This is a genomic window from Paenibacillus sp. plas6 (assembly GCF_057221655.1).
In genome coordinates this window covers 2,571,465-2,586,789 of the sequence record NZ_CM170151.1, presented here as the reverse complement: position 1 = coordinate 2,586,789, position 15,325 = coordinate 2,571,465, and the positions used below count along the sequence as shown (strand labels likewise).

Sequence of the window (15,325 nt, the reverse complement as noted above, 5' to 3'; positions counted from 1 at the left end):
TGTAACAAAAATTAAGTGTTTTATATCCAAAAATAAGCGTTTTTTTATTTCATAAAGATATTTTTTTGATATTATTATAGGAAAATTATGTTTTTTATTCAGCATACTTTGATATGAATATTAATGTCAAGTTAGTCTTTGACAATTTCGCTTGTTTAAGAAATAAGGTGACGATAGAAGGGCACTTGTCTTTTCAGGATTAAGTACATAAAAAAGTCCCGACGATTGATTCATCGGGACTTTGTCCTATGATTAAACACATGCTGCATGGATTGTTTTACCAGATTCTTACTAGAGCCAATCATTTAGGTATTGTATTTTACACCTTTTAACTCCTTGTATAGTAGTCCTAGTGATTCTGTAAATATAATTCTCTTTAACATTGTAATGTTTCTGTATGGCTCTGATTTTTTTGTACAAGCCATAACGGTATTAAATTTCTCACCTATTTTTATTAGTTCTTCTCTCCCTAGTTTTCCAGTTTCTAAATAAAGTTCATGTGCCATATGCTGCATGCCACTTTGAAATATGTCATCTGCTGATAAAAAAGAGTTGCCAAAGTGCTTTTTGAAAAATAAAAATTTTCTTGTTATAAAATGTCTGTCTAACGGTGAATTTTCATTATCTCTTGCTTTTCCTTTTAATGAACGTTTAAAAATGTATGGTGAATCTTGAAATAGTGTTTTTACATTATCCACCTCATTGCTGTAGTAATATTTTTCTTGATTCGCTCTATGGAATAAAATATATAATTTTTTGCTAATATTCACATTACGATATGTTTTTGAATCTTCATCATATACTCTTGCATAATAGATGTCATTATCCTGCTCATCAGTCTTTTGCTTTACATTATCTATTGTCAATGTAAGTAACTCACTAAAATATTTTCCTTTTATCCCCTCAAACAAAGCAAGTATTAAAGCTTGGTCAGTTGGATTAATAAGTTCATCAATCATATACAATATTTCTTCTCTTGTGTAACGCATATTATATTTATTTGCTACAACATCTTCTGCAAGCTTAGAAATACCATATTGCTTATATTTATAGAATGGATTATAGTCAGTTAATTCCCCGCAAACAAAACTGCAATATCTGTTATAAGTACTTAAATGATTAATAGCACTTGTGATTGTAGAACACTCAATTTCTTTCAATAGCGATTCAAGTTCCTCATGATTCATTTGAGAAATATCTTTATTTAGTTTGAATTCTCCGAAATTTTCAGATTTACTTATTTTAACTAATTGACAGTATATTGTTACTCTTGTTTCTTCTACATCATACTGTTCAATAAAAGCTTTTTTCCATTCTTTATTGTACAGCATATCATAATCTAATACTCTTGCCTTTTCATTTCTCATGTTGTTCTCTCCTAGTTTTACATGAATAAATCTGTAAATATTTTTTAACTTGATTCTCTATTTAACGCTTAACTTTCCATCCAAGTACAAACTACTGATCATTGATAACTGCAATTTTGTGAGATCTTATCGTAAGTAGAATGTATTGCTATTATACATCGATAATATACGGGGATAAATTCTCTTCCAATAAAATACTTAATGCAATAAATTAAAAGTTTCTGTTATTGTCATAATTTCAATCGACAATTTAGGAAAAGCAATAGAGGGGATATTTTATGCCTCAAGACGGTTACAGTGACTTCATATTTGTAATTAATTCTGTTTCTATTAACATTAAAGCTTACAGAAGGAAAACTTACGATTAATGATAGAGAACGACATTTTAAAGCAAGCAGCTCTTAGCATAGTACTGTTTACTATCAATTGAAACAGACGCAATGAAGAATTGGAGAAAAGCTTGATTTATGAAGGGTTTTACAACGCCTTATGACCCGCTCCAAAAATAACAGAAGCCGAGGAAAACAGGAGTGAGTACCTGTGGTTCGCTCGGCTTTTTGATACAACTTTATAAGCTTTAATACGACTTTAAAAGCCGTAATACAACTTTATTTTATGGTTACAATTGTCAAGAGAAAATAATTCATGTCCATCCCTCCCCTCCCCCCTCACGTATTGTAAAAACTTTATATATATAATTGAGGGTTTTCCTTGATATATAAGTCTCGGAAAGCAAAAAACTTGCCACCCCCATAGTTTTAGGTTAAAAGTAAGGTTACCACACCGAACACTTAATCCCAAACAACTAGGAAGTGACAAGTTTGTATCCTCAATTATTAACCTATTTACTTGAATTTATCAAGTACCAAGATCAAATTATTAAAACTTTACTTACTCTTCTTATCGGTAAAAACATGTTTGATAAACCTAAAGAAGAGCCAATCAATAAACCATATCGTAAGCTTCAGGTGGATGATCTTCCGATCAACGAAACTCTTCAGAAGCTTGATTATCGAATCCTTCTAACAGAATACCTAGAGAAAAACGGTAAACATCTAAAGCCTGTTCAAAGGCGTTTGAATGCAAAGACGACTGTACCTAAATCTATGAACTGTCCGAAGTGTGGTGCTCCATCGGATTATCTTTATGCCAATAATGGGGGCAAAGGACAGTATCAATGTAAGGTATGTTCCTGTCTGTTTAATGATAAGAGCCGCTATTTGAAAGAGGCCATTTTAAAGTGTCCTCATTGTTCTAAGACTCTTGAAAAAATCAAAGAGCGAAAAGACTTTAACGTGTTCAAGTGTAAAAATAATGATTGTCCCTATTACCAAAAGAAACTAAATGGTATGTCTTCGAAAGAGAAGAGACAGTTTAAAAAAGATCCTCAATCCTTTAAGTTAAGATACATTTTCCGGCAGTTTCACATCGATTTTCAGCCATTGTCTAAGTCTTCCCCCAAAAAGCCCAAGGTTGATTTATCCAGGCTGTATGCGTCGCCACATACTTTGGGGCTCATTTTAACCTATCATGTCAACTATGGACTTTCGGCCCGTAAAACAGCTGCACTCATGAAAGATGTACATGGGGTAAGCATATCGCATCAAAGTATTTTAAATTATGAGAATGCAGTTGCCCTAATACTTAAGCCTTACGTAGATTATTATCCCTACGAACTTTCTGACCAGTTCTGTGGAGACGAAACCTACATCAAGGTGAATGGGCGTTGGCATTACTTGTTTTTCTTCTTTGATGCGGTAAAAAAGATTATTTTGTCTTACCCAGTATCGCCAAATCGGGATACAGTGTCAGCAATCCGTGCCATTGATGATGTCTTAATGAAACTGAAAGAGATTCCTAAAGATCTTACATTTGTGGTGGATGGCAATCCGATTTATCTCTTAGCTCAGCACTTTTTCGCTCAACACGATATTCAGTTCGACATCAAGCAGGTTATTGGACTTACCAATGAAGATCCTGTGTCAACGGAGTATAGGCATCTCAAACAAGTTATCGAAAGACTAAATCGCACATTTAAAGGCAATTATCGTTCAACACACGGGTTTGGATCCGAACAAGGATCTGTTTCTTTTGTGACCCTGTTTGTAGCTTACTTTAACTTTTTAAGGCCTCATTCTGCATTAGAAGGTAAGGTGCCAGTGCTTAATCCAGAGTTACTGCAGCTCCCGAATATGCCTGCGAGATGGACTAAACTGATCGCTTTAGCACAACAATGGATTAACGAACAACAACCAGCCTAACTTTTTGGTTTAGCAGAGCCCGAAGTAAAAACGAGCAATCGGCGGAGCGAACTCTTGACAAACCGAACTAGCCAATGGTTTAAAATGGAAAAACCAAGGGCTATTTAGCATGCCTTCTTTTTGTCCCCGTCGCCCTTGTTAAAGTAGAGTCAAACCATTGGCGTGTTTGTCAAGAGCGATTGCGTGGCCTTTCCACCCAACAAATGGGAGACGACCCGAACACCTATTGAGTTTTCATAGAACTTTTGACACTACCCCCCCTCAGACCCTCTCTTCCCTACAGCCGCAAGGGTTTTCGTGTTTTGAGGAACCAGTTGGAACAAAAAACCAGGAAAATAAAAAGTGTCCGTTCAATTGGAAGATATTAGGGGATTAGGGGGAAGGGATGAGAGAAATGGAACGTTGGGAAATGTCCAGGGAAATAATTTGAGGGGATAGGGAGCAGGGGTAAGGGGAGAGGAAAAAAGGATGGGTATATTGGGACAAAACCGGAACTGACCCCATAAAGTGAGACAAAATCAAAACACCTTTAAGAAATGTAAATCATGTCGTAAGATATGAATACAACTTGGAGGTGTTTTTGTTTTGAGAACTAGAGTGAGTTATCCAATCGAAATTAAGATGAAAGCTATTGAAATGAGATTACAAGGAATACCTATGAAAGTGGTACTAGATGAATTGAATATACGCAACGACTCACAAGTTGAGACATGGATGAAGTGGTATCGTAACGGTGAATTACATCGCTTGGAACAGCCTGTTGGTAAACAATATTCGTATGGAAAAGGAGCGGAATATGCTTCTGAAGTAGAAAAATTACAAGCCGAAATTAGATTTCTTCAACAACAACTAGAGGTGCTAAAAAAGTTCAAGGCGTGGGAAAGGAGGTGGACAAAGAAGTAGCTATCTCATTTATCAACGAACATCCTGAGTTATCGGTTAGGCTGGTTTGTGAAACCTTAAACATATCGAGAGCAACCTATTATCGATGGAAAAAGCGTCCCATCTGTAAAAAAGACGATGAACTTGTTGCACTCATTCGTGAGTATTGCATCTCTCATAAATTTAGATTAGGTTATCGAAAGATCACAGCACTCGTCAATCGCACCAAACGTGTGAACCATAAAGTGGTACAGCGGATCATGCAACAGTATGGCTTACAATGTCGTGTAAAGCCAAAGAAACGTCACCGTATAGGACAACCAGCTCAAGTGGCAGAGCATATATTAAAACGAGATTTCAAGGCGAAATCTCCTTTGCAAAAACTTGTAACGGACATTACTTACTTGCCCTTTGGTGGTCAAATGTTGTATCTTTCCAGTATTCAGGATTTGTATAACGGGGAGATTCTAGCCTACACGCTTAGTCATCGACAAGATGTACACTGCGTGCTAGATACGTTAGAACAACTACCAGCTCTTCCGCCTGGCTGCCTATTACACAGCGATCAAGGATCTGTCTATACGTCTGCAGCATATCAGGAGGCTGTTAAACGAAGAGGCATGATCATGAGTATGTCCCGTAAAGGTACACCCGCTGATAATGCCCCCATCGAATCGTTTCACGCAACCCTAAAGTGTGAAACATTCTATCTTGACCATTTAACCTGTACTACGACCGCCATCGTAGAGCAGACAGTCAGAGATTACATTGATTATTATAACAAGTTTCGCATTCAAGCGAAACTAAGAAACCAGTCCCCGATCGAGTATCGAGAACTGGCTTCTTAGAAGGTGTTTTGATCCCTGTCTCAAAAACGGGGGTCAGTTCCACCTGATCCCTCAACCCTTTCTACCCTATACCCTGCCCCCCTATCAACAGAAAAGCCAAGCATGGATCAGGGAAAACCCCTACCATGCTCGGCTTCACGGACATTTTTTATTATCTCTGGACAGTTTTTATTTTCACAGGACGGGATTTATTTTACGGTGACATAGAACATGTAAACCATATAAGCTTATTTTGTAATACTTTTTTTTCTAAATTTCCACCCCTGTTTCATTCGTATTTTCTCCACCAACTCTTCATGTTTATCAGATAACTGCTCTATTTTGGCACGATACCTTCTCATTTGTCCCTTTGATATCCCCGAAGCATCTAGTAATTTTAGAGCATATTTTGCCCTTTCATCACCTAGATTAAGAGAGGTTTCTATGACGTTCTCTGAGAGGTCACCTGAAATCAGATTTTCATCTATCGAATAATCAATACAGTATCCTAACCAATAGTTATTACCCTTTTTATTCATAAAGTCTAGAGATTCTATAATCCATTTGTTTAGTTCATGTTGTGGCGAGGATTTAATGATAGTATTCAAAATTTGCTTTTTCAAGCTATCTTCGATGTTCCAATTAATAACTTCATCTAGATAATTGATACTCGCATTATACTTAAGGTACTTATTAAGCAACTGAATATTTTCATTTACAATTTCTTCATTGAGTTCACTAAATAAACCCGCTATTTCTTTTCTACCCTCCTTGCCAATAGCTTCCCATCTTGCAAATATTGCTTCTCGACAAGCTTTTACATTAAGTTCTGCGTATTCTACTAACAAACTATTAAATTCTTCATTATTAATTTTAATTTGCCTACCAAGAAAACCTAAAATGTTACCTCTTACGCTTGTTTCTAAAATTGAAAATAAACTAAAATTCGGTTGGTTCGGATGCTGAATGTTCACCCATAATTTTACTTTATCATTCCAATTAATAGTTTCTCTATAATGTTGAATCATGGATTCAACAATAATATTTAAATATCTTGAAGCTTGTCCGTTATAACTACGCCCTGAATTAATATATCCTTTTGCAACTTTTGCCATATACTCAATACAATTAAACAACCATACTTGAGCATCCTCATTTGTTTCCCAAACCAAGAAAAATACATCTAATTTTTGTGTTAAAACAGTTTCGTTCCAATTCAGCCAATAACCATGATCATTTATCGGGACAAATTGCTCTTTAACTTCTTTTAGTTTGTTCGCCCAATAAGAATTCTCCATGAGCTTTTTAATTATTGAAACTGATTTTGATTGAACATGGCTATTACCTGCATTAATGAACTCAGTTCTTAACTTTTCAATAAAATGGGAGCTTGTCTCCAATATTTGTCCTCTTTTAATTAATACCTCGAGGAATAACTGAAGTTCTTCTTCAGCTAATCCAAAGTGAAAATGTAACTCACAGAACTCTACGACTCCTGGACTATTGTATAATTTTGAAATAAAATCTATTGCCCTATCTTGGTTCCCATTATCCCACCAATTTGATAACATTTCATTTACGACTTCTGCCAACTGATTGTAGTTTTCACCATGTTGTTGTTCTAAGATACTATTAAGTTTTTTGTAGTTCTCTTCGTTAAACCCCGAAAAATCATCATGATTTATAAGATTTATTAATGCTAATAGTTCGCCATTATTATTATTCTCGTAAGCAGAACACCACACATCTCCAATTCCTTCGATTTGCTCAGAGGATCTGAAATCATACTTTTCCAATAAATCCGTTACATGCAGTGGTGTAATTTTATTAAATGTTTTTGATTCCCATTCCAATAACCAGGTAGACAAATTGAAATCCAGTTCTTCTTCATTAATCAATGATTCGTTAAGTAATTCTATCCAATCAATTTCATTTAAGAACTTATTATTATTAGGTATTTTGAAGAGACGTTTTGCTAATTTCAAGCCTTCATTTTTTTCCAAAAAAGTTTTTGTAAGCTTGTCCCCTAAATGAGATAACCCTAGTTTATTAATATAATCTGGGTTGCTAATCCACAAATCAACTAAATCATTATAATACTCATTAATATCAATACCTTCGCCATATCCATTCCAAGTACTTAAATTATCCGATAACTGATCCAACAGTTTACACACTTTTGATGGACTAAACTTCATCAGGTAATCCTTATTGTCTCTTAATAATTGATCCCAACGATCTATATCTGATTCAGACACAAAAGATAAGTCAATTTCAGTATGAATTAATGTTTTAAGGCAATTTTCAACTTCGATCCCTGCATTGTCATCTATATCAGATAATAAAGACGAAAGAACTATTCCTTTATCATCATTACCTAATTCATTCATTGATTTAACAAATTCTTCTTCCTGCCCGTTAATTAAAAACTGCTTTGTTCTTTCAACAGCTGGTTTCCCCGTCGCAGGATTTAATTTTTCATTACTAAAATAAATATAGGGCCTAGGATCATCTTTGGGAATGTAACGCTCTACTCTAGATAAGTAAGCCAGCAACTCATTGTTACCTAATTGCTTAATATCTTCCTCCCTGTATGTTAAATATGGATCAATCTCAATTTCTTTATAAAAATCAGGAAAGTTTGTTCTAATAACAGTAAAAACAGCCAGTGTAAGTGGATTTTTCGTTAATACTTTTTTGCCGACCTCATTATCTCGTTTCTTTGCCAATATCCAATCTGAAGCAAAGGCATTTAACAATTCCTTAGTTTGCCGTGGTGTTTTTATAGAACTATGGATTAAAACTCCGAGAACTCTATCCAAATTAATATCTGGATCACTAGCCCATTCAATGTTCTGCTCCATTAGTAATTGTTTCGCATATCTTTTCATATTTTTTTGTTCTAATATAGGCAAGTGAATCTGATAATCAAATGTTTTATTTAAGTATTCCGAAATAAATTTATCATCTATGTCCGAATCGTCGGCTTTCTCACTTAAAACAACTCTGATTCCTTGACGAAGAATTTCTTTGTCACAAGGGATAATGAATGCACAAGAATCAGAATGTAAAAATGTTTTAATTGAATTTAATGCCGCAACAAGTTGTTTGGGTGGTAATCTGTCTAAGTCATCAAAGATAAGTATTAGATTATTTCCATGATTTTTTTCTAAATATTTATTCACTGCATTTTTAAATCTTTCTTCATATTGATCCCCATATTGCAGTGCAATTGCTTTAGTAGTTATTTGACTTGTTCTCCTAAATGTCCCCTTTAAGACATTTAACAATCCCAAAATGATAACTATAGTGGTCAACGATACAAAATTGGTAACAGTTGAAATAAATAAAGGATTATTCATGACAATAGCGATTAAAAAAATCAACATAAGAATTGATACATAAATTAATGTTTTTGCTATGAAACCTTTTTTTATAGAAAATAGAGTAGCCCCATCAGTTGTAGAAAGACTTTCTTGGTTAGTGGTTTCTATATCAAGTCCTTCATCGTTTTTTATATCTAACGCAAATTCGACTTCTCGAACTATTTTGCGATGTAAAGACGGAGCATCATCAGCAAATTTCCATACGCTTATTAATTTAGTCTTGTATTTATTTTTATCTCCTTCATTCGAAGTAATAATTTGTTCAAGAAGTTTTATAACCGTTGTTTTTCCAGAACCCCATTTGCCAAATAAACCAATATGGATTGGGAAATTATTTTGGTTTAGCAGATCATAAATTATTTCTGCGACTTGCTTATACTGAAATTTATCCTCATTAATTTCCTCAACGGGCTTATCTTCAATAAAAATTTTTTTGGAAGAAACGTTATATTCTTTTTTAAAATAACCCGCAACCTTTTCTCTCAGATTCATAAAAATGCACCATCCCATAAAAAGCTTACACAAATTTTACCATATTCAAACACGTATTTGACAAATATATATCATAGACCTAGCTTTTTGTCGAATGAACATATGGTTTGTCACATTAATAATAAAATGAAAACAATTCTTCCGAAAACGTACCTTTTCGGGAGAATTCACGAGACAACGGTATGCCGTAAAATCAAAAAAGCCCCATAACCCTATCATAGGATTACGGGGCATACCTTCACATTATCCACCCATTCTTCTCAAAGCGATGATCCGCAACGCTTTTTTTGCCAATCGAAACACTTCTGGCTCTTGTGCGGGTCTAAGAACTTTCGTTGAAGTATTTCCTTTCTTGCCTTTGTAGCTTTTAAAAATTTCTTCCCGATTCATGCGAACACCTCGTTCTCTAAGGTTAGAGGCGTTGCTGTGAACTTACAAGCCGACCACTTGATGAGTCGCATATCGGTCAGCGACATACCTGCGTACCGACCATTTATTCGTCGCATGTCGGTTAGCGACAAACTTACCCGTACCCATAATTATAACCAATTAATGGTCAATTGCAATGGCGGCGAAGCCCTTCTAACCTGGATTCCCCATCTTATAGGCTCGCCATTCAAGAACGTAATAATTTCTGAACTAGCGGGAATAGCAATTCATGTGCACATGAGACGAGCTTTCTATTTAATCGATCATAATCGCCTTGTCTCATTTGGGAATAAATCGCTTTGATGCATGCCAATATGGATTGAGCAACATTTTCGTCAATTAACCTGGATCCGCTAGCGTTTTGCATAGCCGACCGCAACCTGGATAATTGATTCAAATTGGTACGAGAGTCGGTAATATCTGCGTCACATAACACATGGATAAGTTCCAGCAACCTTTTTTCGTACTGACCTTCATATCGCTCCAGCAACACTTCCACATATTCTCTTAGCACGTTATCATCCCAGCGAGGACACAGTTCTTCAAAGAAGAACGCCGCCAAAGAGCGAAAATGATGCGGTACATCTACCCTTGTTGAAGCTTGGATGGCTTGAAACCCAGCGGATGATTGGGGTTCGAAAAATGAAGACTTGATCTTGCCTATTTGATCATTAATCATCTGCCTTTCAACCGTTGGCACAGGCGGATAGTCCCACAAAACATCGCCGCCCTTGTCCAATTCAAAATGTTCAATACGGCAATTCAACCCGAACAGGGAAAACAATCTAAGAAAAAAGACGGTCAGGTCTTCTGCAATCAGGAAATTTTTGTTCTGATCTTCACTGCAAATCGTTCCCGTTATCACGACTGTATTTCGATCGCCGATCGAACACAGAACATCACGGACGTAACGACTATGAATGGTATCCAACGGACGAAAATCGGATATCAGTTTAATGCCCGATATAATCAGCTTAAATCTGGTTTGTTCCATTCCGCAAACAAAATCCCTTCCTTGATTTTAGAAGACCATTAAACTGGCAGTCATTTTGATGTGCCCACATATTTCACAAACTGATTCATCTCTGGCACATAGATATATCCGTGAAGTTTTAGTTCACGTTTCATGTCTTGGGCATCCAGAAAAATATCGTCCGCCAATTCCTCCAACGACTGATAATGACCATTGTTCAGCTCTGTATTGATAAACTGAACCCTTCTTTCAACGGGGAAGCGATAAAACTGATGACCATACATGTTTATAACCCCCCTTTACGATTTTTACCTGTTCATTCATTTTAAGCAGTATTCATCCAGAATCTACGGCGATTCGGTTCTATGATGTCTGAGCTTTATCGCATTAAAGCGTGAACACGAACAGGCAGATAACGAAAAGGGAGATTAAACTTTCACGGAACCACGGAAATATGGCCGCTCTTCGCTTTGTGTGCTAACTCTACTTCATTCCTTCTTTCCAAATTTACTGCTATACATGTTCCGATCCGCTTCCTCGAATAATCGTTCCATGTTCCCTTTGGACGAATGAGAATAAGCGTATCCGTAGGACATCTTCATCGGACAATCCCTGTTATTGTAGCTCTTTATAGCTTCATCCATTTTTTCAACCAACTTTTCCACTTCGGATGATTCCATTTCAATGACCAGGATGACAAACTCATCACCGCCAATTCTTGAAACAAACACTTTTTCCGACTGAAAATTCATCAGTATTTTGGCGGCTTCCTTGATAAGCCGATCCCCTTCCCTGTGCCCGAAGTGATCATTCACCGTTTTCAGTTCGTCCAGGTCGCATAGGATGATCGCCATAGGAACGTCTACTTCCTCGTCGTATCGTTTCATCATCCTTTCAAAAAAATTCCTGCTATAAGCCCCCGTCAAAGCGTCATGCGAGATCCGATACTCCAGATCTTTCTTGAGCTGGATCCACCCATCGATGTTTCGGAGAATGCCATGCATCGCGATCAGCTCTCCGTTTTCATAAACAGGCGTGACCAGCTCTTCAAACCACCGTTCCCGTCCATTTTCATCCATCCAACATTGAATGATGGGCTTGTCATAGTCGAAATCCCCGCTCCATTTTTTCTGGATGATGTCACGGAAATCAGGGTGCAAATGACGGTAAATGTGTTCGGGATGCTCATAACATAGTTGTACCGAGCCTCTGCCGAAATACTGCTCCAAGGCCCCATTGACAAACAACACTTGCGGCTTTGGTTTGATGCGGCAGTAGTAAATGATGTCCCTTGACTGCATCACGATCTCTTTAAACTTCGATGTTTCGAAATGATGGTCGGCAGTTTCTTTATCCATTTCCTGAACCTCCTGAATTCTGAAGGGTTGTAAATACCGACCCTTCGTCACATATTGTTTCGAATATCGCACTGTTTTCTTCCAAAGCCCATTCATCTCTAACTGAAAATCCACTTTCATGAACGGTCCGTTGGACCTGTCACCTTGGCTTTCCTTTCTTACTCTGTCGGTTTCTGCTGTTCTCCCGCCATGTCTTCGAGACCGATCACTTTATCCACGATTTGCTCAATCACCACCTTGCCGCCTTGCCTGTAACCGACAATAACCCGCCCCCCATCGAGGATCGCAATGGGCTCACCGTCTTCCAGGTCATGCAGTTGATCCTGGACCGTTTGCTTAATCTTTTCTCTCAGCTCTTCAGATACCTGAATCTTAAAAACGATCATTTTTCCTTCCCTCCCAATCCACCATGTTCAATCCCTAAAACAGCAACGACTTGAAAAAAGAGCCGATCACGATGCCAGCACAAAGCATGAGCAAACACGCCAACATTTCCATGCAGACATCTTGAAGCCAATGTTTATCCTGCAGATTCTTCATCATCTTTTTCATTTGCAATCACTCCTTCCAGACCTAATCCTGTTTCAAAGAAAACACAATTAAAAACGCCCAGTCTTTCGACTGAGCGTTGGATCGGAGATTTTTGGTTTTTCGTGTAAATTGAACAATTCTCCATTTTAACTTCTTTCCTTATTCCAGTTATTATCCTATGGGTTGAGATCATCATAGCAAAAACATGCCGCTTTCTCAACAAAAATCGAATCTGCAAAATCACTCAACTTTCATTGTTGCATATCTACTGTCAACTTCCCTTTCCCCTCAACAACCTTTTCGCCTACTATGTAAAAAAATAAAAATTCCTGTCCCCAATTTCCAATCCCTTACAAATCCCGAAATGCCTTGCCCCTCAAGCCCTCCAAGCCATTTTCACGTCAAAATCAAAATAAAAATTATTGTCCATTTGTAGGGGAAAGGAGGTGGTAAAGGGGACAGGTAAACTGAGCAAATGCTTGGGTGAGAGCTTGAGAAAAGGCTGGAATCCCTTGATTTAGCCTTGCAAGGCTCCTTGTGTTCCCGTTCCTTTATTTTTACATAATCCGTATACCAAATCCATAATTTTTACAAAAGCCGCATACTCTTTCCGTTATTTTTACAATTTCCGCGTACTCCATTCAATTTTTCATCCATTTCTCCGTTCTAAATTTAACTTTTTAATTATAACCCAATAAATTTTTCACCCAAATCTCCGTTCTAAAATTATATGCAGTGCTTCTCAACTAATTTTTCACCTAAATTCCCGTTCTACTTTTGGTTTATTTCCGCTGATCCCTGAAAGCTCCATGATCCATGCCGCCTTCCTCAGCCCATTTTCCTCACCCCTGCTCTAGAAGGCTTTTTACAAAAGTTACGTACCAAAATGAGGTTTTTCCATAAGTTACGCACTTTTTCACCTTCCCGATGTGAAATCCTGAAAGCTACTTCCCATCTTTGCCGTAACACAAAAAGTCTGAATCCATGCTCTCAGGTAGAATTCAGACTTCTTTCCCTGCGAAACCTCACATACAAGGACATTAATTTTTATTCCTGACACTTTTATATCCGTTTGGACAGGAATTTTTATTTAGGGAAAAATGCTGTAACAACATAAAAATTCCTGTCCTCAATTTCTAATTCCACACAAATCCCGAAATTCCTTTCCCCTCAAGCCATCTCAGCCATTTTCACGCCAATTTCGAAATAAAAATTATTGTCCACTTATGTGAGGTATGAAGGTGTTTTTACAGGGAATAAATGGAACAATTGTGAGCAAAACAAGATAAAAATTATTGCTCGTATTTAGAGGAATGTAGGTAAAAAGGATAAGGGACTTGGCTTGAGTTTGGTTCATGATTAAAGCAAGATCCATAACAGGATATTGACAGAAAAAACGCCTACAATCCTTGTATCAGGTTAGTTCCCGATCATGATCCAGTCTTTTTTCGTCCGCCGCGGCAGAATCCTTGAAGGATTTCCGCTTTTTTTCTCGAATAAAAACCCAAGCAAAAATCCAGTTGCACCATTTTCCAGTATTTGGTGTATTCATGGACACAAATTTTATCTCTGGACAATTATTTTTATTCACGGACAGGAATTTTTATTTAGGGAAAAAGAACTATTAAAATCAACTATGCTATAATAATAAATATCAAAGCAAATTTTATTGTTTCCTCATTTCAAATACACTTGAAGTGATTTTTAATGAATTATTAGATAGTTTTTTATTGAAACCGCTTTAATTCATAAATTGGTACATGCAATTATTATAAAGTAGTGGGCAAAAAGTTCGAGTTGTTTCGTATCGGGGAGAGTTCTTGCATTCTTGGCCTGTGAAGTTTCAAATCGTACTAATCAAAGAAGGTGTTGTTCCTTGGATATTCTGATTCCAACCCGTATAGTGACATACACGAAAGAACAATATGAACGCTTGAAACTTGGATACCGTGAAGACTGCATCGATCCCTATTGCCGAAACCTTCCTGGTACTATGGGGTTTGGTGAATATATTGGCGGGAAATATTACGAGTCAATAGGATACGAATGGATACATCATGACTTCAATTTGTTTGGCGGTAACAAACTTGGGAAATATCCAAAAGCGGAGAAGATATTCCGTCAATTCTTTGGTGACGAGCGATATGAGAAAGGCCGACAATTGTATTATTTGTTTTACCCTGCCGTTCGAATGGAACAACCTGATCTTATGATTTACAAACCCGATTGTTCAGAGATCCGCTTTGCAGAATGTAAAAGACAAGATACCCACGATAAGTTAAGAGACAGCCAAATCAGGGGGCTTGCCCTATTGAAGCTCTTATATGGTTGCCATGTTGAGGTAATTGAAATTATTGAGGAAGGCAAAGGGGAAAAAGGTGAACGAGAACCGATCATTTGGCGTTTTTAAGTCAATTAAACCATTTAAAACAAGGTTATCTGCCCTTCCGTCGTGCCCGTAACCAACAATCACCCGCCCTCCATCAAGGATGGCAAAGGACTCACCGTCTTCCAGGTCATGCAGTGCACCGTTTGCTTAATTCTTTCTCTCAGTTCCTCGGCTACTTTAATCTTAGAAAATGATCATATTTTTTCCCCTCCAAACTTATTTCATCCCTTAAAACAGCAACGATTTGAAAAAAGAGCCGATCACGATGCCAGCACAAAGCATGAGCAAACACGCCAACATTTCCATGCAGACATCTTGAAGCCAATGTTTATCCTGCAGATTCCCCATCATCTTTTTCATTTGCAATCACCCCTTTCAGACCTAATCCTGTTTCAAAGAAAACACAATTAAAAACGCCCAGTCTTTCGAC

At 37.1% G+C, this 15,325-nt stretch carries 12 protein-coding genes; 3 read left to right on the top strand and 9 right to left on the bottom strand.

The genetic code is table 11. The features are described 5' to 3' along the window. Positions 1 to 305: 305 nt before the first annotated feature. Entirely contained in the window at positions 306 to 1,367 is a 1,062-nt protein-coding gene (locus AC2TDL_RS11640; protein ID WP_484696279.1) for a phage lytic cycle repressor MrpR family protein, read from the bottom strand. A gap of 821 nt (positions 1,368 to 2,188) precedes the next feature. Between AC2TDL_RS11640 and AC2TDL_RS11635 the strand changes: the two genes are divergently transcribed. Next, entirely contained in the window at positions 2,189 to 3,628 is a 1,440-nt protein-coding gene (locus AC2TDL_RS11635; RefSeq protein WP_484696056.1) for an IS6 family transposase, read from the top strand. 585 nt (positions 3,629 to 4,213) lie between these two features. Then, positions 4,214 to 5,358 (top strand): IS3 family transposase gene (locus tag AC2TDL_RS11630; protein ID WP_484696278.1). Its coding sequence is split into 2 segments (ribosomal slippage): positions 4,214 to 4,487 and positions 4,487 to 5,358, totalling 1,146 coding nucleotides; the frame shifts between segments, so codons are not numbered across the junction. Between the two features lie 227 nt (positions 5,359 to 5,585). Here AC2TDL_RS11630 and AC2TDL_RS11625 read toward each other — a convergent pair. The 7 genes from AC2TDL_RS11625 to AC2TDL_RS11595 form a co-directional block, all read right to left on the bottom strand. Next, entirely contained in the window at positions 5,586 to 9,215 is a 3,630-nt protein-coding gene (locus AC2TDL_RS11625) for a P-loop NTPase fold protein (RefSeq protein WP_484696277.1), read from the bottom strand. A 243-nt stretch (positions 9,216 to 9,458) separates the two neighbouring features. Next, positions 9,459 to 9,605 carry a hypothetical protein gene (locus AC2TDL_RS11620; protein WP_484696276.1) on the bottom strand — a complete coding sequence of 49 codons (147 nt, stop codon included), beginning with the start codon at positions 9,603 to 9,605 and terminating at the stop codon, positions 9,459 to 9,461. A gap of 226 nt (positions 9,606 to 9,831) precedes the next feature. Further along, positions 9,832 to 10,638, bottom strand: a complete 807-nt coding sequence (locus AC2TDL_RS11615; protein ID WP_484696275.1) for a hypothetical protein — start codon at positions 10,636 to 10,638, stop codon at positions 9,832 to 9,834. 50 nt (positions 10,639 to 10,688) lie between these two features. Continuing rightward, positions 10,689 to 10,901, bottom strand: coding sequence for a DUF4250 family protein (locus tag AC2TDL_RS11610; RefSeq protein WP_484696274.1), 213 nt, complete (start codon positions 10,899 to 10,901; stop codon positions 10,689 to 10,691). Between the two features lie 204 nt (positions 10,902 to 11,105). Further along, the gene (locus AC2TDL_RS11605; protein ID WP_484696273.1) at positions 11,106 to 11,975 is read right to left on the bottom strand and encodes a GGDEF domain-containing protein; all 870 of its coding nucleotides are present in this window, start codon (positions 11,973 to 11,975) and stop codon (positions 11,106 to 11,108) included. A 158-nt stretch (positions 11,976 to 12,133) separates the two neighbouring features. After that, the gene (locus AC2TDL_RS11600) at positions 12,134 to 12,361 is read right to left on the bottom strand and encodes a hypothetical protein (protein WP_484696272.1); all 228 of its coding nucleotides are present in this window, start codon (positions 12,359 to 12,361) and stop codon (positions 12,134 to 12,136) included. A 34-nt stretch (positions 12,362 to 12,395) separates the two neighbouring features. Continuing rightward, positions 12,396 to 12,527, bottom strand: a complete 132-nt coding sequence (locus AC2TDL_RS11595) for a hypothetical protein (RefSeq protein WP_484696271.1) — start codon at positions 12,525 to 12,527, stop codon at positions 12,396 to 12,398. Between the two features lie 1,882 nt (positions 12,528 to 14,409). On the opposite strand from AC2TDL_RS11595, the gene AC2TDL_RS11590 reads away from it, so the two are divergent. Then, the gene (locus tag AC2TDL_RS11590) at positions 14,410 to 14,916 is read left to right on the top strand and encodes a hypothetical protein (RefSeq protein ID WP_484696270.1); all 507 of its coding nucleotides are present in this window, start codon (positions 14,410 to 14,412) and stop codon (positions 14,914 to 14,916) included. A 207-nt stretch (positions 14,917 to 15,123) separates the two neighbouring features. Here the strand turns inward: AC2TDL_RS11590 and AC2TDL_RS11585 are convergent, their stop codons facing one another. After that, complete coding sequence (locus tag AC2TDL_RS11585) at positions 15,124 to 15,255, bottom strand: hypothetical protein (RefSeq protein WP_484696269.1); 132 nt, start codon at positions 15,253 to 15,255, stop codon at positions 15,124 to 15,126. Positions 15,256 to 15,325: the final 70 nt, after the last annotated feature.

Bases quoted from the DNA above. Each gene is read 5' to 3' on its own strand.
- AC2TDL_RS11640 (WP_484696279.1), bottom strand. From the start codon at position 1,367: ATGAGAAATGAAAAGGCAAGAGTATTAGATTATGATATGCTGTACAAT.
- AC2TDL_RS11625 (WP_484696277.1), bottom strand. From the start codon at position 9,215: ATGAATCTGAGAGAAAAGGTTGCGGGTTATTTTAAAAAAGAATATAAC.
- AC2TDL_RS11620 (WP_484696276.1), bottom strand. From the start codon at position 9,605: ATGAATCGGGAAGAAATTTTTAAAAGCTACAAAGGCAAGAAAGGAAAT.
- AC2TDL_RS11615 (WP_484696275.1), bottom strand. From the start codon at position 10,638: ATGGAACAAACCAGATTTAAGCTGATTATATCGGGCATTAAACTGATA.
- AC2TDL_RS11610 (WP_484696274.1), bottom strand. From the start codon at position 10,901: ATGTATGGTCATCAGTTTTATCGCTTCCCCGTTGAAAGAAGGGTTCAG.
- AC2TDL_RS11605 (WP_484696273.1), bottom strand. From the start codon at position 11,975: ATGGATAAAGAAACTGCCGACCATCATTTCGAAACATCGAAGTTTAAA.
- AC2TDL_RS11600 (WP_484696272.1), bottom strand. From the start codon at position 12,361: ATGATCGTTTTTAAGATTCAGGTATCTGAAGAGCTGAGAGAAAAGATT.
- AC2TDL_RS11595 (WP_484696271.1), bottom strand. From the start codon at position 12,527: ATGAAAAAGATGATGAAGAATCTGCAGGATAAACATTGGCTTCAAGAT.
- AC2TDL_RS11585 (WP_484696269.1), bottom strand. From the start codon at position 15,255: ATGAAAAAGATGATGGGGAATCTGCAGGATAAACATTGGCTTCAAGAT.